This is a genomic window from Polynucleobacter yangtzensis, assembly GCF_027924165.1.
Lineage (GTDB): Bacteria > Pseudomonadota > Gammaproteobacteria > Burkholderiales > Burkholderiaceae > Polynucleobacter > Polynucleobacter yangtzensis.
The window spans coordinates 376,018-397,179 of the sequence record NZ_AP026973.1; the positions used below are offsets into that span (position 1 = coordinate 376,018).

26 protein-coding genes are annotated in these 21,162 nt (G+C 44.9%); 13 read left to right on the forward strand and 13 right to left on the reverse strand.

The window, feature by feature from the left end; translation table 11 throughout:
- Positions 1-30 precede the first annotated feature (30 nt).
- Positions 31-858 (reverse strand): amidohydrolase family protein, encoded by an 828-nt coding sequence (locus QMF28_RS02020; protein ID WP_281742970.1) that lies wholly within the window; start codon positions 856-858, stop codon positions 31-33.
- Positions 859-928: 70 nt separating this feature from the next.
- Complete coding sequence (locus QMF28_RS02025; protein WP_281742971.1) at positions 929-1,924, reverse strand: Bug family tripartite tricarboxylate transporter substrate binding protein; 996 nt, start codon at positions 1,922-1,924, stop codon at positions 929-931.
- Between the two features lie 90 nt (positions 1,925-2,014).
- On the opposite strand from QMF28_RS02025, the gene pcaD reads away from it, so the two are divergent.
- Genes pcaD through QMF28_RS02045 form a run of 4 tightly spaced genes read left to right on the forward strand, consistent with a single transcriptional unit; the run spans position 2,015 to position 4,758 of the window.
- A complete protein-coding gene (pcaD, locus tag QMF28_RS02030; protein ID WP_281742972.1) occupies positions 2,015-2,830 on the forward strand; it encodes a 3-oxoadipate enol-lactonase in 816 nt (271 codons plus the stop codon).
- Positions 2,831-2,882: 52 nt separating this feature from the next.
- The gene (locus QMF28_RS02035; RefSeq protein ID WP_281742973.1) at positions 2,883-3,461 is read left to right on the forward strand and encodes an HdeD family acid-resistance protein; all 579 of its coding nucleotides are present in this window, start codon (positions 2,883-2,885) and stop codon (positions 3,459-3,461) included.
- 42 nt (positions 3,462-3,503) lie between these two features.
- Positions 3,504-3,680 carry a hypothetical protein gene (locus tag QMF28_RS02040; protein ID WP_281742974.1) on the forward strand — a complete coding sequence of 59 codons (177 nt, stop codon included), beginning with the start codon at positions 3,504-3,506 and terminating at the stop codon, positions 3,678-3,680.
- Positions 3,681-3,696: 16 nt separating this feature from the next.
- The gene (locus tag QMF28_RS02045) at positions 3,697-4,758 is read left to right on the forward strand and encodes an acyltransferase family protein (protein WP_281742975.1); all 1,062 of its coding nucleotides are present in this window, start codon (positions 3,697-3,699) and stop codon (positions 4,756-4,758) included.
- Positions 4,759-4,783: 25 nt separating this feature from the next.
- Here the strand turns inward: QMF28_RS02045 and yjgA are convergent, their stop codons facing one another.
- The 3 genes from yjgA to QMF28_RS02060 are packed head-to-tail and all read right to left on the reverse strand — an operon-like array spanning position 4,784 to position 6,003.
- On the reverse strand, positions 4,784-5,311 hold the full coding sequence (yjgA, locus tag QMF28_RS02050) for a ribosome biogenesis factor YjgA (protein ID WP_281742977.1): 528 nt from the start codon (positions 5,309-5,311) through the stop codon (positions 4,784-4,786).
- 31 nt (positions 5,312-5,342) lie between these two features.
- Positions 5,343-5,660, reverse strand: a complete 318-nt coding sequence (locus QMF28_RS02055) for a helix-turn-helix domain-containing protein (protein WP_281742979.1) — start codon at positions 5,658-5,660, stop codon at positions 5,343-5,345.
- Between the two features lie 40 nt (positions 5,661-5,700).
- Entirely contained in the window at positions 5,701-6,003 is a 303-nt protein-coding gene (locus tag QMF28_RS02060; RefSeq protein WP_281742981.1) for a type II toxin-antitoxin system RelE/ParE family toxin, read from the reverse strand.
- A gap of 115 nt (positions 6,004-6,118) precedes the next feature.
- Here QMF28_RS02060 and QMF28_RS02065 point away from each other — a divergent pair, with 115 nt between their 5' ends.
- The 6 genes from QMF28_RS02065 to QMF28_RS02090 all read left to right on the forward strand — a co-directional run bounded on the left by QMF28_RS02065 (position 6,119) and on the right by QMF28_RS02090 (position 13,693).
- On the forward strand, positions 6,119-7,744 hold the full coding sequence (locus QMF28_RS02065; RefSeq protein ID WP_281742982.1) for a GMC family oxidoreductase: 1,626 nt from the start codon (positions 6,119-6,121) through the stop codon (positions 7,742-7,744).
- Between the two features lie 22 nt (positions 7,745-7,766).
- Positions 7,767-8,654 carry an EamA family transporter gene (locus QMF28_RS02070; protein WP_281743591.1) on the forward strand — a complete coding sequence of 296 codons (888 nt, stop codon included), beginning with the start codon at positions 7,767-7,769 and terminating at the stop codon, positions 8,652-8,654.
- 144 nt (positions 8,655-8,798) lie between these two features.
- A complete protein-coding gene (locus tag QMF28_RS02075; protein ID WP_281742984.1) occupies positions 8,799-9,983 on the forward strand; it encodes an ABC transporter substrate-binding protein in 1,185 nt (394 codons plus the stop codon).
- Between the two features lie 144 nt (positions 9,984-10,127).
- On the forward strand, positions 10,128-11,006 hold the full coding sequence (locus QMF28_RS02080; protein WP_215400875.1) for a branched-chain amino acid ABC transporter permease: 879 nt from the start codon (positions 10,128-10,130) through the stop codon (positions 11,004-11,006).
- Positions 11,006-12,934, forward strand: a complete 1,929-nt coding sequence (locus QMF28_RS02085) for a branched-chain amino acid ABC transporter ATP-binding protein/permease (RefSeq protein WP_281742988.1) — start codon at positions 11,006-11,008, stop codon at positions 12,932-12,934. Before QMF28_RS02080 ends, QMF28_RS02085 begins: the two co-directional genes overlap by 1 nt.
- A gap of 30 nt (positions 12,935-12,964) precedes the next feature.
- On the forward strand, positions 12,965-13,693 hold the full coding sequence (locus tag QMF28_RS02090; protein WP_215348454.1) for an ABC transporter ATP-binding protein: 729 nt from the start codon (positions 12,965-12,967) through the stop codon (positions 13,691-13,693).
- Between the two features lie 57 nt (positions 13,694-13,750).
- Here the strand turns inward: QMF28_RS02090 and QMF28_RS02095 are convergent, their stop codons facing one another.
- The gene (locus QMF28_RS02095; RefSeq protein WP_281742990.1) at positions 13,751-14,251 is read right to left on the reverse strand and encodes a hypothetical protein; all 501 of its coding nucleotides are present in this window, start codon (positions 14,249-14,251) and stop codon (positions 13,751-13,753) included.
- 59 nt (positions 14,252-14,310) lie between these two features.
- Positions 14,311-15,129, reverse strand: coding sequence for a sulfite exporter TauE/SafE family protein (locus QMF28_RS02100; RefSeq protein WP_281742991.1), 819 nt, complete (start codon positions 15,127-15,129; stop codon positions 14,311-14,313).
- Positions 15,130-15,220: 91 nt separating this feature from the next.
- Here QMF28_RS02100 and QMF28_RS02105 point away from each other — a divergent pair, with 91 nt between their 5' ends.
- Both QMF28_RS02105 and QMF28_RS02110 read left to right on the forward strand, forming a co-directional pair.
- Positions 15,221-16,093: an MBL fold metallo-hydrolase gene (locus QMF28_RS02105; RefSeq protein WP_281742992.1), complete on the forward strand. Its 873-nt coding sequence runs from the start codon at positions 15,221-15,223 to the stop codon at positions 16,091-16,093.
- 1 nt (position 16,094) lies between these two features.
- On the forward strand, positions 16,095-16,406 hold the full coding sequence (locus QMF28_RS02110; RefSeq protein WP_068321975.1) for an ArsR/SmtB family transcription factor: 312 nt from the start codon (positions 16,095-16,097) through the stop codon (positions 16,404-16,406).
- A 5-nt stretch (positions 16,407-16,411) separates the two neighbouring features.
- Here QMF28_RS02110 and QMF28_RS02115 read toward each other — a convergent pair whose 3' ends face one another.
- The 5 genes from QMF28_RS02115 to QMF28_RS02135 are packed head-to-tail and all read right to left on the reverse strand — an operon-like array spanning position 16,412 to position 19,342.
- A complete protein-coding gene (locus tag QMF28_RS02115; RefSeq protein WP_281742994.1) occupies positions 16,412-16,837 on the reverse strand; it encodes a hypothetical protein in 426 nt (141 codons plus the stop codon).
- On the reverse strand, positions 16,834-17,658 hold the full coding sequence (locus QMF28_RS02120) for an FAD:protein FMN transferase (protein ID WP_281742995.1): 825 nt from the start codon (positions 17,656-17,658) through the stop codon (positions 16,834-16,836). Before QMF28_RS02120 ends, QMF28_RS02115 begins: the two co-directional genes overlap by 4 nt.
- Positions 17,655-18,227 (reverse strand): FMN-binding protein, encoded by a 573-nt coding sequence (locus tag QMF28_RS02125; RefSeq protein ID WP_281742996.1) that lies wholly within the window; start codon positions 18,225-18,227, stop codon positions 17,655-17,657. The genes QMF28_RS02120 and QMF28_RS02125 overlap by 4 nt, the downstream gene beginning before the upstream one ends.
- Positions 18,228-18,235: 8 nt before the next feature.
- Entirely contained in the window at positions 18,236-18,415 is a 180-nt protein-coding gene (locus tag QMF28_RS02130) for a hypothetical protein (protein WP_281742997.1), read from the reverse strand.
- A gap of 12 nt (positions 18,416-18,427) precedes the next feature.
- Positions 18,428-19,342 (reverse strand): DUF6662 family protein, encoded by a 915-nt coding sequence (locus QMF28_RS02135; RefSeq protein WP_281742998.1) that lies wholly within the window; start codon positions 19,340-19,342, stop codon positions 18,428-18,430.
- A gap of 151 nt (positions 19,343-19,493) precedes the next feature.
- Between QMF28_RS02135 and QMF28_RS02140 the strand changes: the two genes are divergently transcribed.
- Positions 19,494-19,736, forward strand: a complete 243-nt coding sequence (locus QMF28_RS02140) for a DUF3820 family protein (RefSeq protein ID WP_281742999.1) — start codon at positions 19,494-19,496, stop codon at positions 19,734-19,736.
- On the opposite strand, the gene QMF28_RS02145 is transcribed toward QMF28_RS02140, so the two are convergent.
- Complete coding sequence (locus QMF28_RS02145; protein WP_281743000.1) at positions 19,728-20,753, reverse strand: DNA/RNA non-specific endonuclease; 1,026 nt, start codon at positions 20,751-20,753, stop codon at positions 19,728-19,730. The two genes, QMF28_RS02140 and QMF28_RS02145, sit on opposite strands and share 9 nt — an antisense overlap.
- Positions 20,754-21,162: the final 409 nt, after the last annotated feature.

Here is a 21,162-nt window from a genome sequence, read left to right on the forward strand (position 1 = left end):
GTGGACCTATCTTTTGGGGATTTAGGTCTTCTAGCTTTTGAAGGCTGGAAAGTCATACAGAATACAGGGGTTATTGACCAATATCGCATTTCTGAGACTTTCATCTTGTACCCACTCCCCAAGGAGGTCGCACAGATCAGCGTCATGCGGCATTTGTTTTTTTACCATTACATGGGGCCAGTCGCTTCCCCAGATTAAGCGGTTGGGATTGGCCTCAATAACGGCATCGTTAAATGGACGCATATCCACATATGGAAGATCGCCATCGCAGATGCGATAAGGCCCCGTCATTTTGACCCAGGCATGCTGATGTTTCATTAAATCTAATAGCCCCTGAAACCCTTTGTCGACAACACCATGCTTTGCATGTGCGTAGCCAAAGTGACCAAATACTAAGTCCACTGGAAAGTCTTCAAAAGTCTTGGCAAGGTCGGGATACTCATTCACATGCATCAATAGTTCTAAGTGCCAACCAAATGGTTGAATGCGTTTTGCTAGGTTTCGTAATTGTTCAATAGGAAGTCCAGCGGATTTATCAGCGATATCAACAATATTGCAACGTAGCCCTCTTACCCCGGCTGCGTGTAAGTCAGAAAGCTTTTGATCACTCACTTCTTTAGGGTCGCTAGAAATAACTGCGACGCCTCTAAATTGATGAGGGTCAGATTTGAGTGCTGCAAGCATTGCTCGGTTGTCTGTGCCATAAACACTAGGTTGCACTAAAACTGCACGATTTATTCCGAGCATCCTTAAGAGCGCTTGATAATTCTCCAGGGTTGCATCCGGTGGTGTGTAGATGCGTTCTTGCGCATATGGAAATTGAGTAGCAGGACCGCATACATGGGCATGGCAATCCACGGCCCCTGCCGGAAACCTGGTCAGGGGTGAACGTAGCTCAATACTTGGGGCCTGGCACAGAGGCGCTGAATTACTGGGGCTCAATTGCTGCTTCTTTGGCAATCTTCTGGTACTTGCCCATTTCTTCGCGAACAAACTTGGCAAATTCTGCAGGGCTCATTGGGGTTGCCTTAATGCCTTTGGTTTCGTATGCAGTTTTGACTTCAGGGTCTTGCATTGCTTGATTAATGTCTTGGTTAAGCTTTTTCACAATAGCAGCTGGGGTTGCTGCAGGGGCCCAAACTCCAAACCACAAACCAATTTCAAAATTGGCATAACCTTGTTCTGCAACGCTGGGTATTTCTGGAACAGCTGGGTTACGAGCTTTACTAGTAACCCCTAGGGCACGTACTTTTCCGCCTTTGAGTTGACCAATTGCAGTGTCTAAAGGGGCCATGTAAAAAGCAGTGCGTCCGGACATCGTGTCAGAAATAGCTTCGGGTGATCCTTTATAAGGAACGTGAATAAGTTTGATGCCCATCACCTGATTGAAATACTCAGCAGCTAGGTGGGTTGAGCTGCCAACCCCCGCTGAAGCGAAAGTAATTTCATTTGGCTTAGATTTGGCTGCAATGACAAGATCACGAATGGATTGATAGGGGCCATCTGCCGCGGTAATCATGACATAGGGTGTTTGTCCCAAAATTGCGACATCAACCAAGCTCTTGAGTGGGTCATATGGAAGTTTTTTATAAATAGCTGGATTGGCTGCATAAGAGGCTGATTGCACTAATAGGGTATATCCATCGGGTTCAGCATTCACAACCACCCCAGTGCCAATAAGACCCCCCGCACCAGGCCGATTTTCAATAATGACGGATTGCTTCCAGGTTTCTGAAAGGCTTTTAGCCACTACGCGACCAGCAATATCTGCGCCAGAGCCTGTTGTTAAAGGAACAATCATTTTTACCGTGCGGTTTGGATAGCTTTGTGCATAACTCAGACTCGTGCCTAGGGCAAGACAAACCATCAGGATCAGTTGATTAAATTTATGGGTATGGCATCTCTGCTGTAGTGCAGTAAGCATATTGTCTCCTTAGTATTTTTATAGTTTCGTTGGATAATCTAACACGCTCTGAGAAATAGATAAATAGCGCTTAAGGTAAGGTGGAAATAAATGACTCAAATGCAAGATTACAAAACTGTCAATGTGAAGGGTGTCGATATTGCCTATCGTTTTGATGGCCCCAAAGATGCCCCTGTTTTGCTAGTGGCAAATAGCTTGATGGCAAATGGCAGTATGTGGGATGGCAATGTGCCCGCTTTAGCAGAGCGCTATCGCGTATTACGTTATGACAAACGAGGACATGGCGGCTCTGGCCTTAGCGCTGGTCCATACACTATTGCTCAATTAGCTGACGATGCGCTCGGATTGCTAGATGTCCTTGGTATTCAGAAGGCTCACTTTATGGGTTTATCCATTGGCGGCATGATTGGCCAACAATTAGGCGCACGTTTTCCTGAGCGAATTCTGTCGCTAACACTCTGTAACACCGCTTCAGAAATGCCGCCACGCAGCTTATGGGAAGAACGTTTTGAGATTGCGCGTACCCAAGGAATTGTTGGACTAGTGGACGGCACCATTAAGCGTTGGTTTACTGCGCCTTTTATCGAGAGCGCGCCTCAAGAAATCGAAAAGGTTCGCCAAATGATTTTGGGTACCAATGTTGACGGCTATATGGCTTGCGGTAGTGCTGTCCGAGATATGGCTCAAAGTACAATGTTGCTGAAGATTAAGATTCCTACCCTGGTATTGTCAGGTCGCGATGATCCGGCTTGTACTGTTGATCAAGGAATTGTTTTGCATCGCTTAATTGATAACTCAAAAATGGTGATACTTGAGAAAGCAGCGCATTTATCGAACATTGAACAGCCAGAAGCCTTTAATAAGTCCGTACGACATTTTATTGATTCTGTGGACGATGCTTGTTAACCGCTCTTTATGAGCGGATTTGTTAATAGATTTTTTAAAAGAAAGTATCCCTATGACCGAACTATCAACCGCTCAGATTCAGGAGCTCCGCACAAAAGTATTGGGTGCGGCTGCCAAAGTTCCAGGCGCATTAATTGGTCTTGGGATTTTATTTATCGTTCTGGGCATGATCGGAATTGCGGGTCAAACCTTATTCTCATTTATCTCAGTTAATGTTTTAGGTATTTTCTTATTTGCTGGCGGCCTTCTTCAGGGCGCTCATGCTTTGAAATCACAAGGCTGGAAAAGCGTAGGTGTACAACTTGTTTTGGCAGCTCTCTACATTGCAGCAGCAATCTTTACTTGGGCTTTCCCAATTCCTGCGCTGGAAGCAATTACTTTGTGGTTGGCCGCAATCTTTTTTGTAACAGGTGCTTTGCGTTTGATCTCAGCATTTCAGTACCGTCACTTCCGTGAATGGTTCTGGTTGGTACTGTCATCAGTCATTTCCATTTTGATGGGCGTACTGATTATGAATGGCTACCCAGAATCTAGCCTTTGGCTTCCTGGTATGTTGATTGCGATCGAGCTTTTGTTGCAAGGTTGGTCAATGTTATTTATGGGCTTAGCAGCACGCTCACTGATTAAATAACTCAGTAATTAGATTTAGAAAGCACAGCAAAGAGTCTTCATCATGGCAATGAAAAAAACCGATCTCTATAAGAATTTAGCTTTGAAAACGGCACAGGGAATGAAAAATGCTGCCAAGACTCCTAAGCTGGGCGCGGACGAGAAGGCAAAATCGAAAAAGGAATTAGCGAATGCTAATCCCTTGTTGGCTTCTTTGATGGGCAAAACCAAAGCTAAATAATATTTGTAACTATTACTTGAAACAAACAAGCCCGCTTTTTCTGATTGATTTCCTCAAGGTCTTTGCGGCCCTGTTAATCATCCTGCATCACCTCTCAAGCTATGGGCAAATTGCAGAAGATGCTCGTCGTGTTCTGCCAGGTCTAATGACTTGGCTATTTGAGTACGGGCGCTATGCAGTGCAAATCTTTTTGGTGATGGCTGGTTATTTAGCCGCTCAATCTTTGAGTCGTTATGCCAATCTCAAATTTAGCGCTAATAGTTTGCTCAAGCTAATACTGAATCGTTATCTACGTTTGTTTGCGCCGTATGCTGCCGCACTTATTTTTACTATTGTGTGTGCATACATTGCGCGCTTCTGGGTCAATGATGAATTTGTTGGCGAATCAGAAACACTATCGCAGTTTCTGGCGCATCTCTTTTTCATTCAGGGTATCTTAGGCTTAGATTCGATTTCTGCTGGCGCTTGGTATGTGGCGATTGATTGGCAGCTGTATTCAGTATTGGCGATCTTATTTATTTCTTTTCCGAGCTATCAAGCATTAATTTGGTTAATTAGCGTACTGGCTGTTAGTTCTTTACTGTTCTTTAATCGCTCATCCGAGTATGAGGCCTATTTCATTTATTTCATTGGCTCGTATGGCTTAGGGGTGTTAGCTTACTTAGCCAGCCGTTTTCAAAATATGGGTATCCAGCGCTTGGCTAAGGTGGCGTTGATTTTGATTGGTTTAATTATTGCGGCCGCTTCATTACAACAAGTTTGGCTCAGAAATTTCCTCGCCTGGTTTGTGGCCTTGGCCTTGTATTTATGGGGTGACACTCAATATCCGAAAGCCATTGCTCAGAAGGGGCTGGCAAAAGCTATTACCTGGGGAAGTCAGCGCTCTTACTCTGCTTTCTTAATTCACTTCGCATTTATCTTGTTGGCAAACACGCTCTATATTGCATCAGGTTTGCATGCTCACGAAAGTGGCACATTGGCTATTGCATTGATGTTGGGGGTTGTAACAACTAGTGTGATTGCGGCTAATTATGTTTATCGCTGGATTGAAGTCCCAGCGAACAAGCTTAAGGTTTAACGCAAAGCCTAAGGTATAGCTTAGTTTAAAGACCCATATCTTTGAGAACGCGGAAGATCTCACGATAAGCCTTGGGCGGTTTATTTTGCTCTTTTTCTTTGCGCGCATTCCTAATTAAGGTGCGCATATTCTGAATATCCATATCCGGATATTGCTCAATCATCTTAGTAAAAGCTTCGTCATTCGCAATCAGTCTGTCGCGATAGCTCTCTAGAAAATGTAACTTTGCAGTTTCTGCTTTGCTAACGCCTTGAATAGCATCCAAGCGTTTCTGAATCGCGTCCAACTCTTCCTCATCCAAAAAGCGCATGAGTTTGCCAAGATATTGCTTATGTCGACGAATCGCCTCAAAACTTTTGATCTTGTTGGTTTCTGCAATGGCAGCCTTGATAGCTTCATCCAAGGGAATCGTTTTCAAGGCATCGCTGCTGAGGGCTGCCAAAACCTCGGCCAGCTTCTGGCGCTCAGTCATTTGGCGCTTTAACTCTGACTTGCTTGGCCCTTCGTCGGCGTCAACCACCTTGGGAGTGCGATTTTTCTCATTAATATGCATTTAGCCATTTTAGACGGGTATTGAGCTTTAACTATTCTTTGTTGATTTTCTGCTTTAGTAGTTTCAGATCGGTGCTAGAAAATAACTGGCTTCTTCCAATGATTGAAGTGGGTTTTAATCTGCCAGCTTGCACATATCTGCGTAAAGTTGGCAGTGAGACCTCTAAAAATTCTGCAGCCTCTTCTGCTGAAAAGGTCGCATTTCTAAGATGTCCAAAAACTTGCTCATGCGTATATTCTGGCTCTTGAAAAGCATTTATCGCAATTAATGAGAAAAATTTAACTCGTTCTTTCGAGGGCATTTTTTGGACCTGAGCAAATAAATCCTCAGCAGTCATGTATTGAGTCATATATAGACCTTACTTTCCGTATTGAAGCAACTTGTAGTTTTCATTTGAATCGAATGGATTTTTTTAATTGTGTATAAAAATTTTCATGGGGCCCGATTTGACAAAATTCAATCCAAGTTATTTCTATTACTTCCGCAAAGTGATCATATTGATAAGCCATCAAATATTCCTGTGCATTAAACCGAAACTTATAAACAAATACCCCTTGAAGGTCCCCTAGTTTTTGCTGTCCTATCCTAGGGTTGCTACAAACTTCGGCAACTCTGATTTCAATTGCTAACTGCAAAGGCTTGGAGGACTTCTTTACAAATTGAGCAAATGCTTTTTTAAAGGTGGTTCTCATGATCTAATATTAGATCAAATTTGATTTTATAACAAATCAACAAAAATGCCAAGTAGTACCTAAATTTTTGTATTGGTAAATAATGGAGCTGAGACAATTCATTCAAAATAAGATCATGACTCAAGTAAGTACCTACGACTACATCATTATTGGGGCAGGAAGTGCGGGCTGCATGTTAGCCAAGCGCTTAACTGAAAACCCCAATAAGAAAGTTTTACTGATTGAAGCAGGCAAGAACGACAACTACATCTGGATTCATATTCCGGTTGGTTACTTATATTGCATTGATAACCCAAGAGCGGATTGGCGTTTTAAGACTGCAGCAGAAAAAGGTTTAAACGGTAGATCTTTGTTATATCCCCGTGGTCGTGTGCTAGGAGGCTGCTCATCTATTAACGGCATGATCTACATGCGCGGACAAGCGGGCGATTACGAATCTTGGGTACAAGCAACGGGTGATGATTCTTGGTCTTGGGAAAATGCACTCAAGCGTTACATGTCATTCGAGGATTATCACGGCGCTGCTAATCAATGGCACGGCAAAGGTGGCGAGTGGACCGTATCCAAGCAGCGTCTGCGTTGGCCCATCATGGATCGTTTTAAAGACGCTGCCGTACAGGCTGGCATTCCAGCATCTGATGACTTCAACCGTGGCGATAACTTTGGTGTGGGTTACTTCGATGTGAGTCAACGTGCTGGTTGGCGTTTAAATACTTCAAAAGCATTTTTAAGAGACGCTGCTAAGCGTAGCAACCTCACCATCATTACTGAAGCGGTAGTGAATAAACTGAAGATCGATCCTGCAACTAAAAATTGTTACGGCGTTGAATACATTAAGAATGGTCAAACATGTGAGGCCTTGTGTGCCATTGAGCAGGGCGGTGAAGTGTTGCTGAGTGGTGGTGCAATTGGAAGCGTACAAATTCTGGAGCGCTCTGGCATTGGATCGGCGGCGCACCTCAATCAATTGGGAATCCCAGTGATTGCCGATCTACCGGGCGTAGGTGAGAATCTACAAGACCATTTGCAGCTTCGCATGGTTTACAAAGTGAGCGGTATTAAAACCTTGAACACTAAAGCCAACACGCTCTGGGGCAAAATGATGATTGGCTTGGAGTATGTATTGAAACGCTCTGGACCAATGTCGATGGCGCCCTCACAGCTCGGTGCATTTGCATACAGTTCGCCTGACCAAAAGAGTGCGAACGTGGAATATCACGTTCAACCTTTGTCTTTGGAAAAGTTTGGTGAAGACTTGCATTCGTTTAATGCATTTACTGCGAGCGTTTGTAACTTACGCCCCACTTCACGCGGTAGTGTGCACATCAATTCAATTGATCCAGAAGCGCCACCAGTTATTAGCCCCAATTACTTGTCGACAGATGAAGACCGCAAAGTGGCAGCAGAATCTTTGCGCTTAACACGCAAGATTGTTGAGCAAGCTGCACTTGGCCCTTATGCTCCAGAAGAATACAAGCCTGGTGCGCAGTACCAAACCGATGAGGAGCTGGTAAAGGCGGCAGGCGATATTGGCACTACGATCTTTCATCCGGTGGGCACGTGCAAGATGGGGCGCGCAGATGATCCGATGGCTGTGCTTGACTCCCAACTACGAGTGAGAGGTATACATCATTTGCGTGTAGTCGATGCTTCTGCGATGCCGACGATTACTTCAGGCAACACCGCTGCACCAACCATGTTGATTGCAGAACGCGTAGCAGAACTGCTCACGCGTGAATAACATTCCGCAAAAAAGCTACTCATTGCCAGCGAGTCATTTATTGCTGGCGCTGGCCATTGTGGCGGTGTGGGGGACTAACTTTGTAGTGATTAAGTTATCCCTCCATTCTTTTCCACCGTTCTTGTTTGCTGCACTTCGCTACACGTTTGCTTTTCTGCCTTTGGCACTTTTCTTTCCTATGCCCAAAGTTTCATGGATCAATCTCTGTATTTATGGAGTTGCAGTGGGAGTGGGGCAGTTCGGAGTTCTGTACTTTGCGATCGATGGCCGCATCTCCCCTGGCCTAGCTTCATTGGTTATTCAGACACAGGTATTTTTTACCATCGGCTTTGCCATGTTCTTTGCCAAAGAGCGTTTGCGAACTTATCAAACAATAGCGCTGTTGGTGGCAATCATAGGTTTGGTAGTTATTGCACTGCACACTGATGCCAGCACTACTCTCGTCGGACTTGCCTTGGTCGTGTTCGCCGGCCTCTCCTGGGGGGTGGCTAATACAGTTAGCCGCAGGGCGGGCTCGATCAATATGCTGTCCTATGTAGTTTGGGCAAGTGGATTTGCTATTCCACCGTTATTTGTTATGTCCTATCTATTTGAGGGTGGCTGGAGTCATATGAGCAATTCATTAGCCTCGGCGCCAGCAGGGGCTTGGGCCGGTGTTTTATGGCAATCCTGGGCTAACACCCTCTTTGGTTATGGCGCTTGGGCCTGGCTGCTCTCCAAGCACCCTGCAGCGGTTGTGGCGCCTGCCCCCTTGTTGGTGCCTATCTTTGGTATAGGGGCAGCTGCTTATTTCCTGGCTGAACCATTACCCCCATGGAAGATCGAGGCGGCGGGGTTAGTGATCGCTGGCTTGATAGTGAATTTATTTTGGCCAAGCATTGAACTCAAACTCAAGCGGCATTTTTCTTAAGAGTTTCCTCCGTTAGAGGCTAATGTAAAACCCTAATAGATACCTCTTTTTTTGCCTTTGTATTAACAGTAAGATAACTGTTCGTTTGTGTTTTACCTATAAAAAAGTATTTATTCATTAGCAATTTTTAGTCATGGAGACTTTATGAACATTCGTCGTCACATTTTTGCAGTAGCTGCTACTGCAATGCTTTCAACCGGTGCTTACGCTGCCGACATCAAACTGGGTGTTTCAGGCCCTTTCACCGGCGGCTCCGCTTCTATGGGTGTGAGTATGCGTGATGGTGTGCGCCTTGCTGCAAAAGAGATTAATGCTGCTGGTGGTATCAACGGTAACAAAATCGTTTTGGTTGAGCGCGATGACGAAGCAAAAAATGAGCGTGGCGTGCAAATTGCACAAGAGTTGATCAATAACGAAAAAGTAGTTGCTACTTTGGGTTACATCAACACTGGCGTTGCATTGGCTTCCCAGCGTTTCTATCAAGATGCGAAGATTCCAGTAATGAACAACGTTGCTACTGGTTCTATCTTGACTAAACAATTCCCTAACGCACCAGAAAACTATGTTTTCCGTAATGCTGCCCCTGACAATATTCAAGCTCCATTGATCGCTAAAGAAGCGGTTGAAAAGCGTGGCTTGAAGAAAGTGGCGATTTTGGCTGACTCTACAAACTACGGCCAGTTGGGTCGTGAAGACTTAGAGAAGGCATTGAAGGGCTATGGCGTAACACCAGTAGCAGTTGAGAAATTCAACATTGGTGACGTTGATATGACTTCACAATTACTCAAAGCAAAAAATGCTGGTGCTGAAGTTATTTTGACTTATGCGATCGGACCTGAGTTGGCGCAAATTGCTAACGGTATGGCGAAGTTGGGTTGGAAGAAGCCAATGATTGGTTCATGGACATTGTCTATGGCCAGCTTTATTGATACTGCTGGTAAGAATGGTAACGGCGCAACAATGCCACAAACTTACATTCAGACTCCATCTACAACAGCCAAGCGTAAAGCTTTCCAAGCAGCTTACTTGGCCGAGTTCAAGCCAAAGAACAACAACATTGCATCTCCAGTTTCTGCAGCACAAGGATATGACTCTGTTTACCTCTTGGCAGCTGCTATCAAGCAAGCAAACAGCACAGAAGGACCAAAGATTGTTGCAGCATTGCAAGATCTGAAGACTCCAGTTGATGGTGTTGTTATTACTTACAACAAGCCATTCTCTGCAACTGATCACGACGCTATCAAGATGAAAGACGTAGTGATGGGTGTAGTTGAAAACGGTCGCGTTGAGTTCTTGAATGCTGAGGACGCAACTCCTAAGAAGAAGTAATTCAACTTAGCAAAGCGGGCAAAAATATCTTTATTTTGCACTGCAGCAATTGATAAAACAGAGCGCCGCCCAAAAAGCGGCGTTTTGCTTACAATGTCGGATTCGTTAATAAAACAGTTTTAAGTATCTTTTAGGCCAACAATAATGGACATGCTTGCACAAATCCTCTCAAGCGGTATCGCTGTGGGGATGATCTATGCGGTAATCGCTTTCGGTTTCCAGCTCACTTTTGCCACATCAGGCACTTTGAACTTCGGTCAAGGTGAAGCGCTGATGTTGGGTGCTCTCGTAGGTTTAACCTGCGTTGACACTTTTGGCATGAACTACTGGGTAATGATTCCAGTCGTTTGTTTATTCGGCATGATTCAGGGTAGCTTCGTTGAGTTAATCGGCGTACGTCCTGCGATCAAAATTAAATCCGAGTTTGGTTGGATTATGTCCACCATCGCTCTGGGTATTATTTTTAAGAACGTTGCTGAAAACATTTGGGGTCGCGATGCATTGCCATTCCCATCGCCTTTGCCAATGGAGCCAATGAGCTTCTTGGGCGCAAGTATTCTGCCAATGGAAATTTTGGTGGTGGTTGGTGCGTTGGTCATGATGTTGTTAGTAGAATTTTTTAACCGTAAAACAATTTACGGTAAGGCGGTTGTGGCAACAGCAAACGACCGCGATGCTGCTGGCTTGATGGGTATTAATACCAGCGTAGTGATTACCTTCTCTTACGCGCTCTCTTCTTTAACTGCAGCGTTTGCTGGTGTGTTGATTGCACCATTGACGCTGACTGGCGCAACTATGGGTGGCGCGCTGGGCTTAAAGGCATTCGCAGTGGCGATTATTGGCGGCTTGTCTAGCGGCATGGGCATCATTGTGGGTGGTCTGATTTTGGGTATTGTCGAAACAGCTACCGGCTTCTATGTATCTACTGGTTATAAAGATGTTCCAGGTTTGATTTTGTTATTGCTTGTATTGGCATACAAACCATCTGGTCTATTCGGCAAATCTGCAATTAAGAAAGTTTAATGATGAAGAAGTCTCTAATACCGCTATTAATTGCGATTGCGGCACTCTTTTGTTTGCCGTTGTTTGTCCATAACCCTTATTACATTCACTTAGTTGAAACCATTCTCATCTACACCATCTTGTTATATGGTTTAGACATTGTGGTGGGTTATGTTGGTCAGGTTTCCTTGGGCCACGCAGCTCTGTTTGGTATCGGTTCATACACCGCTGGTGTTTTGTACTTCCACTTTGGCTGGACAATTTGGGGAACGCTACCTGCGTCTATCGTTGTAACCTCTATCTTCGGCGGTATCTTGGCATTGCCAGCCCTGAAGGTAATTGGGCCGTATTTGGCGATGGTGACCTTGGCTTTCGGAACCATTGCGCAGATTCTCATTAATGAGATGACTTGGTTGACTGAAGGTCCATTAGGTATCAAGATTCCAAAGCCTGATTTAATGGGCGTGCCAATGACCAAAGCAGAGTACTTCTGGATGGTTGGCATCATTTTGATCCTTTCCATGATCGTTGTAGACCGTTTTGTAAAGTCACAAATTGGTCGCGCCTTTGAGGCTTTGCGTGATAGTCCGATTGCCTGTGACTGTATGGGTGTTTCCGTATATCGCTTTAAGGTGATCGCATTTGTGATCAGCGCTGCTTTTGCAGGTTTGGCTGGTTGCTTGTACGCCTACTCTGAGCAATATATTTCACCAAATACTTACAACAACGAACTTGCTGTTTTGTTCTTGCTCGGCATCATTATGGGTGGACGTAAGTCTCGTCTAGGCGCTTTGATTGGTGCAGCCATCATTGTGTTGTTGCCTAAGCTTTTGGACGATATCAACCTATTCCGTATTGTTGCTTCGATCATTGCAGTCGTAGTTCTGGTTGGTGCTGGCATAGCTTTGTCAAAGAAAACAACTACTCCGCGTCGCGTGGCTGTACCTATCGCTGGCGTAGTGGGCTTAGCAGCATTCTCATTCTGGCTCAATACGATTTCCGACTGGCGCTTGAGTATTTTCGGCTTCATGATTTTGTTGGTGGTGTACTACTTGCAAAACGGTATCGTTGGCTTTGTGAAGAGCTTCTATCAGTCAATCGTTGGCAAAGCTAAAACTACCCGTGGTGGTGATGCTGAAGCGGTGGATGACTCTATCAGCTTCATTAGCAATGTATCGAGCGCAAATGCTGGTGCTGAGCTCCTGAAGGTTGACTCTGTATTGATGCAGTTCGGCGGCCTCAAGGCATTGAATAATGTTGATTTGAGCATCAAACGCGGCACCATTCATGGCTTGATCGGTCCTAACGGTTCCGGTAAGAGCACGATGATGAACGTCTTGACTGGTATTTATGTGCCTACAGCTGGTAATGTGTTGTACGCTGGCGAAAGCGTTGTTGGTAAGACATCTTCCGATATCGCCTTATCTGGTATTGCACGTACCTTCCAAAACGTTCAGCTTTTCGGTGAAATGACTGCTATCCAAAATATTTTGGTTGGTTTGCATCACACCTTTAAGTCAAACATGGTGGAAATCGCTTTGAATCTGCCACGCTATAAGCGTGAAGAGGCTGAAGCTCATGCTCGTGCAATGGCACTCCTCAAGTTCGTTGGTTTGGATGACTTGGCTAATGAAGAAGCGCGTAACTTGCCATACGGTAAGCAGCGCTTGCTCGAGATTGCTCGTGCCTTGGCATTGGATCCTGAGTTGCTCTTGTTGGATGAGCCAGCAGCAGGCTTGACAGCTCCTGACATTAAAGAACTCTTGCGCATTATTCGTAAGATCCGCGATAGCGGTATTACCTTCATCCTGATTGAGCATCACATGGATGTGGTGATGTCAGTTTGCGATACCGTTTCTGTATTGGACTTTGGTCAGAAGATTGCAGAAGGTAAACCAGCTGAAGTTCAGGCAGACGAGAAGGTGATTCATGCCTACTTGGGTACTTAATCACTAGAACATATTGAATCGGTAAATACCATGTTATCTATTAAGAATCTTGAAGCAGGCTACGGCAAAGTCAAAGTCCTCCACGGCATCAATATTGATGTTCCTAAAGGACAAGTCATTACTTTGATTGGCTCAAACGGCGCCGGCAAAACAACAACTATGCGTGCCATCACTGGCATGATTAAACCAACAGCTGGTGAGGTCACTCTAGGCGGTGAAAAAATTGATGGTTACGACTCTCATAAAATCGCTCGCTTAGGTTTGGCACACAGCCCTGAAGGTCGTCGTGTATTTACGACCATGTCAGTTACCGACAATTTATTGTTGGGCGCATTTCCACGCTTTACAGGCAGCCGTCCAAAAGGCGACATCAAGAATGACTTGGAAAAGTCTCTCGAAATGTTCCCTCGCTTGAAAGAGCGTCGCAATCAATTGGCGGGAACGCTATCTGGTGGCGAGCAACAAATGTTGGCAATGGCCCGTGCAGTGATGCTCAATCCAGAGATTATTCTTTTGGATGAGCCATCGATGGGTCTGGCACCAATTTTGGTTGAGGAAGTATTTAAGATCATCTCTAACCTGAAGTCACAGGGTGTGACCATGTTGTTGGTTGAGCAGTTTGCTGCTGCAGCATTGAATGTGGCTGACTACGGTTATGTGCTTGAGAACGGCAAGATCGCTACTCACGGACCTGCTGCTAAGCTCAAGGATGATCCTGCTGTGAAAGCAGCTTACTTGGGTGGTGCTGGTGGCCACTAAGTAGTTATCCAAACTACCGGTAATAAAAAAGCCCTTAGTAATAAGGGCTTTTTCTTTTTAGCTAGCTAAAAGCTTTACCGCTTCTCGTATCAGCAGGGCGCGATACCCCATGTATATAGCTACTACAGTAAATCCAAACAAAAAGAGCTTGGGTACCAATGCGCCTTCAGCTACTAATTCACTATTGAGTAAGCCAATCGCTACGGCAAAAAAGAAGAGCGCTCCTAGTCCGAGGATGATCCAATTCTCATTGCTGCTGACTTGTTGAGTTTGGTTGTTATAGGCGAGAACCTGAAGGGACTCACCCTTTTGATATCCAGCTACTGTAATTTGATCGCCATCTGCAATCTGCATCGGTGCTGAAAACTTGGCTTCGATTGCCTTATCTCCCAAATTAAATTTAGAGATAAAAAAGCGCTTGTAGTAGACCGAGGAATGGTCGTGGGTGGGCTTTTCAGGGTTTACGTATTCGAGCAATTCATTATTAAGATTGCTCACCGTGCCAGAAATCGAACTTATAGAACTGGATAGCAAAGAGCTTGGTTTACTTATGGACATCAGCAGAACTCCCAGGAGACTGATTGCTAGTATATAGAGGAGGGATTGGATAGGCTTTCTCATAAGGCATTAATGCCCTTGATGGTAAGACTGATGGCAACGCCAAAAGTGAGTATGGCAAAGATTTGTTGCAGCCTTGGCCCGCTTAATTTTTTACCTAGCGCTCGACCAATCAGAAGACCGCATAAAGCCCCTAAAGAAAAGGGCGCTGCAAGTGATAAATCCAAATTGCCTGAGACGGCTGAAAAGACTACGCCACCGCTAGAGATGATAGCGAGGACGCCTAGCGAGGTGGCAACAATTGATTGCACGGGTAGGTCTGTATAGCGTTTTAATGCCGGAACAATAACAAATCCACCACCAACACCCAATAGTCCCGATAAGAATCCAGCCCAACCTCCGGCGAACATTAGAGATCTTGCGCAGGGAATATTCCAGCTTAATTTACCTACTTCTGGATTCAGTAGGCATGGAGGTGGCTTGCGCTTTTTCATGGGGAGATGAAGGATTTCTCTTCTAGCTTGAAGTAGTAAACGGGTTGAGACAAAAAACAGCGTGGCACTAAAAAGAATTAGTAGCGGAGCGTTAGGAACTCTTTGTGCTGCCCAAAGACCTAGTGGCGATAGGAGAAGTCCAAATAACGCCATGAAGCCAGCTGCTTTGTACCGCAAAATTTTATTCTTCAGTCCAAGTAGTGCGCCTACACCTGCAGAGAGTGCAATAGCGGAAAGAGAGACTGGCGCTGCCTCCGCTACTGGAAGATGTAAGACAAAAACGAGTAGAGGCACAGACAGAATGCCGCCTCCTGCGCCGGTAAGGCCCATTAATAAGCCTACGATAAGGCCTAGGGCGGGGCTGATGAAGATTGAGTAGTCCATTGCAATTAATTTTATATTAAGATAATATATAAATATATATATCAATTACTCCTTTTGAGCGGTAATGAAGGTATTTTTAGGAAGCTCTGATATGAACCCAAAACCAAGTGCTGACGTAAAGGCTTTCTTTGATCCAGAAACCTGGACTTTTACGTATGTGGTGTATGCGGGTAAGAAAAGCCCTTGCGTAGTCATAGATTCCGTATTGAACTACGACCCGAAGTCGGGCAGAACATCTACTCAGTCTGCTGATGAAGTCATTAGCTTTATTCAAGGCGAGCAATTGCAGTTAACTTGGATACTTGAAACCCATGCGCATGCTGATCACTTAACTGCAGCACCTTATATTCAGGATAAATTAGGCGGCAAGATCGTTATTGGCGATCACATTACTAATGTACAAAATGCATTTAAGTATGTCTTTAATCTCAACGAGCAATTTGCTATTGATGGATCCCAGTTTGATTACTTATTAAAGGATGGTGAGTCTTTGCAATTCGGCGCTCTCTCCTTAAAGGCTCTTTATGTGCCCGGCCATACGCCTGCTTGTATGGCTTATGAAATTGGGGATGCGCTATTTGTTGGGGACACACTCTTTATGCCAGATGTTGGCACGGCGCGTTGCGACTTTCCGGGTGGTAGCGCTCAGACTTTATATCGGTCTATTCAGAAAGTATTGGCTTACCCCGATGAGACAAAGTTATATATGTGCCATGACTATCCACCTACAGATCGGCCTGAAGCCTATTGCACAACGGTGGGTGATGAGAAGAAATCAAATATCCACGTTCACAATGGAATAACCGAGGAACAATTTGTGCAAATGCGCACTAAGCGTGATGCGACTCTAGATATGCCTACTCTGATACTGCCATCCATTCAGGTCAATATTCGTGCAGGTCATCTGCCTGAGCCAGAAGCCAATGGCAAATCCTATTTAAAAATTCCTTTAAACGCTCTTTAATATGACTATTACAAAATCCGAGCTAAAGAAAATGCAGGCGTCAGCTGCTGATGCTTGTAAGTTAATGAAAGTCTTATCTAATAGCGACCGTATGATGCTCTTATGTGAGATTGGCCAAGGTGAAAAGTGTGTCAGCGAGTTAGAAGCCGCTTTGGATCTACATCAGCCTACGCTATCGCAGCAATTAACCGTCCTTCGTAAAGAAAAGTTAGTAAAGACGCGCAGAGAGGGTAAGCAAATTTACTATTCTCTAGCTAGTGAAGTGGCTGTAGCAGTCATGAGTCTGCTTTACAAGCATTATTGCAAGAAGTAAGTTCTTTAGCTGTGCGGGTTGGTGCTACGCAGTTTTTGAAATGCATGTAACAAAAAAATAGCAAAGAAAAGTAAGCCGGTCATCCAGTGGGTATCGACCGTAACGTCACGAATCTCCTCGGGGCCGTAATACAGCAGTGCACTAGTAACAAGAAGCACAGCCAAAAAGCTTAATTGACTAAAGCCACTCCAGCGCTTCCTATTGGACTTATAGCCTGCCTTGAGATGAAATGGCAGTACCGAACCAAGGGCCAGGGTTGCCAGCATAGCGGCAATACCATGGGCCGCTAGGATGCTATGAGTGCCAAGAGTGGATCGCTGTATCTGAAATTGATGTCCTAGTAGATACATGAGGCCCGTAATAGAGCAAGTCATCATGCCGATAATCACGAACTTTCTTTGCCAGTTCGGCATTTTTCCAAGGCGGCTCATGCGGAAATTCTCAGGGCTTGCGCTGAAAAGCGCGTGAAACAGGGGTGATACTCATTATTGGATAAGGCTAGAACTTTGGTGAGAGCGTCTGCATAGACACACTCCTTAGCAAGAATTGAAAATGAGCCCAAAACCTCAGCGTGTACTTCAGAAAGATGCTGGGCTAGGGGATTAATGATGTGGCTTAACTGTTGATCTCTTTTTGCGAAGTAAAGACTGCTTGTTGCAATGGCGCCATCTTTCAAGGAACCAATCTCAATCAACTTTTCAGGAAGCTCTGGATCGCGGATCTGAATTGGTAGGGCAGTTTTTCCAAAGACCCGTAAGTCACCACCAGCATTGACGGAGCCCGATGTTATTCCCTCGGAGATTAAAACCCTTACTGCCATATCCACTGCAAACCCTTTGGCGATTCCACCAAGGTCCAAGCAGACTGGTCGATCTGATTTGATGAGATCGGGCGCCAAAAACTGAATATCTTCAATACCGCCAAGCTCATGGTTTGTGAAAGTAATGTGTCTTGGTAATAAGCCTGCAGCAACGAGGCGATGGCCAATGCCGCAATTGAATAGGCCATCCGAAGCCAAATACACCTCTTTGGCAATCTTGATTACTTGCGCTGTCCAAGGATGAACTTCAACAGCTTCTTTATGGGCAAGCTGATTGATGAGGCTGAGCTCACTCTCAGGATTATGAAATCCCATGAGGTCGTGGACTTTCTGAATTGCATTGAAGGCATTTTCAACTGCCTCCAATCCATCTTGATTCTCCCGAATGGAGATTTCCACAAAAGTCCCAAGTAAGGGTTTGCAACGAATCATTTTGTTTTGATAGTTTGGGTTTGGGCGCCTGGCGAAGAGGTGTTCTTCAGAGCTAACTCATACAAAACAGTAACTCGCTTCACGCCATCAGTGAGATGCTTGCAAGAGAGGGTGGCTCCCCCAATATTTTGAATGTCTTGATTGAGCTTAATAGGATCATTCACAGTCTTGCCAATAAATTGCTTACGCCATTGCGCCTCAGCCACTTCATAGCCATAAGACTCTACATACTCCAGTATTTCGATGCCGGAGATGCTGCCATTAGGATTGATGGCAACTGCATAGGTAATCATCTCGTGCTTGCCAACCACTTCATCAATGACTAGCCAACTCCCGTCAGATGCTCTCCAGATGCGATCTCCTTGAAAAGGGTGACGAATGCTGGATGCCGCTCGCATCTTGTCTTGCAGATCATCGGTAATGATGATGGGCGTTTTTGAGAGCGCTTTATTGGGAAGGAGAATCTTCTGCGCCTGCTCTACAGAAATATAAATTTTTGCATGGGCAATCATGGGCGCACTCATCATTGCTAGGCCAATAAGGGCCAATGGGTTGGGTTTCCAAATCATGATTTCTTTTATGCGGTAAGCAATTCGTTTGCATCATTGCAAAGTGCTTGGATTTCTGGGTTGACGCCTTGAAGAGTAGATAGCTTTTCAAACATCATGAGTGCTCGTTGCTTGGCAGTTTGGCATTGTGTCGCTTGAAATCTGACTAAGTGGGTGAGCGCTGCTACTAGTAGATTCTGAATTTCCATAAACTCTTTCTTTTAATTGAGGGGGAAGCCAACTTTGACGATGAATTCATTTACGGAGTGACTATCCCAAACGCGTGCGTTTGAACATTCCGCTTCACCACCACCCATACAGGTGCCACCTGCAAGTTGATAGCGCCATGCACCCGTTACCCACCAATCTTTTGCTGCATAGTGCAGATTGGGGCCGACGAACGTTGCTCTTTGCACTTGATTGCGTAAATTCAACTCGGAATAGTCATTATGAAAACGTGCTTCTACTCCGGCCGACCATTTGGGGGCGAAGCGATAGCTGGCGCCAACTAAGAAGTCCAGCATCGATTCAGGAACATTGCCGTTTTCAATAAACTTCAGACGTTCATTTGCAACCACAACGTTGCCCGCCAGAATTAAGCGATCATCAATAAAGTTTGATTGCAGCAAAAGCCTTGCCTCTAATTCGTCTTTATTTCTGCCCCAAGTAGGCTCAAGGTATAAGCCCACACCAACGGGTGCAGTTACTGGGTTGGTGATGCGATAAATTGCTTCAAGAGATCCACCCTCGATGCCACTTTTTTTATAGGATGTAGCAGGGTCATGTGAAGAAGGTACGCCATAACCACCCGTACAGGTTGGGGAGTCGCCACAGGCCTCTGGATTCGTGTAATTTTGATTGGCGCTGGTGTAGTAGGAGTTGATGTAGCCTGCTACTTGGAGATCATTAGTTAAGCCGTACTCCAATTCTGTTCTTGCGGTCCATGCATCGTAGGTGCCCGATGCCTGTTGCTTATTCAGTTGCAGTCTCTGCTCAAACTCGAGCTTTCCTTTGGGCTGCAAATCTAAGGTGTAAATCCAGCCGAATGCGCCCTCACCAGCATGGGCAAAAGAAAAATGAAGAGTGGCAAGGAGAAAGATGCTGAAAGCGAGAAGTCTATTAATGGTCAATTTCATGGTCATTTGAGGTTGATGGTTAAAAGTCTAAATGAGAACGGTTCTCAATATAACATTAAATGAGAATGATTCTCAACTAAATAAATGACCATTTCCTCAAAGATGGTGGAATATATAAGCTCATTCTTGTTTGCTTGTAAGATTTCTCTAGATGAACGCTGAGTCCCTGGAAAAACTGGTTTTGATGAAGATGCCTTTTGGTAAGTACGCAGGGCGTGCTTTGGCAGACTTGCCGGGGAGTTATTTGGCTTGGTTTGCGCGCGAAGGTTTCCCTAAGAGCGAGTTGGGTCAATTGCTAGAGTTGATGCATACCTTAGATCACAATGGTTTGCGAGGATTATTAGCGCCAATCCAGCGGGCCCATGGCCTTGCAGCTAAATCTAAATTACTTTGAGTGAATAATGAGGGTGACGCGATTGCGTTCGTAGGTCACCGTTGCAGACTCTGGTGGACTGCTTTGCATTAAGGTTGTCTTGAGATGGGTTTGAGATTCAATTTGCAAGACGATTTGTTTCGCCAGACTCTCATTGCGATCGTATTGAACTTGAATACTCTCCACCTTACCCGCCTTGATGTTGTCAATGACTCCATTGAGCTTGCTTGAGGAATACGCATCAAAAAATACTGGATACCAGCCACCTATGAATGGCCTCTGACCCTGTGTTTTCAATGGTTCTGGGGTTATGGCACCTGGCTTAACCGTATCATCAATCCCAGATAATTGAAAATCAATCCCCGTTTTTTGTACTAACTCTTTATAACTAATTGGAGGAGTCATATTGGCTTCATTGGTGTTCTCAATCCAATAAGTCCATGCAGTATTTTTGCTGGGGTCATAAACCAGTTTGAAGAGATGACTCGGAATTGTCACGCGACTTCTACCAATGCTGCCGCTATTGCCGGTGGAGCCAGTAAATACATAAACATCACCAGTAGCTCTTTTAACGTAGGCTCGTGTAGGCTCTTCTACATTTTTTGCCCAGATGCCCTGATTGTTTTGTCTCGCCTGGGGCATCATGTTTGCCAATGAGAATGATTGAGCCATAGAACGCTCGTTGCTCATATCGCCGGCAGGTGCGTTGTGACCGCGGTCATAGCCGCTACCACGGTAATCTGAGAGTAAGGCTCGTTCAGAGAAGGGTAATCTGGCCTCTTCGTAAAACTGATTACTTCTGCGCGGGTGCGGGGCAGAAAATTGTTCCTTGTTGAGTTTCTCAACCGTGTAGATAGGTTTCTTATCCTGGGGGGAGTAATAAATCGCGAAGCTGTCAAAGCAGAGGTCACGTCCAACTTGGGTGCTGACTGGTATTTGTTGGCGAGGAAAAAGATCCTTGCAGTCATCAAAGGCTGCAATAGTATTTAGTGAGATGGAGAGGGCTGCAAGGGCTAGCAGGCTGCGCAAAAACTTCATGGGTTCTAAGTGTAGGACTACTCCTTAAGGCGATACCAATTTTTTATCTAGAGCTAGCTCCATAGCTAATGGGAAATCTGGACATGGCTGCCGATATTCTTTGTCTTAAGAGGTGCTTATCGCTGTATCTGTCTTGGTTGATAGCTCATTGCAATAGGCCTTTGTCGCCTACTACCCGTAGAAAAAGAGGGGCTTGAAAACACTAGATATATGGTTTTTGAGCTTCCATTTTTTAGGAAAATCGCAAAAAAGTCCGGTTTTATGTATTTTTTTATAGAGTGAAATTAGCGTCTCCTAACTTTTATAAGTCATTGATTTTATTAACTTATATATGGTTTTTGGGGTGTATACACAGGAACTCTCGGATTTCTAGATTAATAAGTTATGGTTTATTACTTCTTTATTCTTG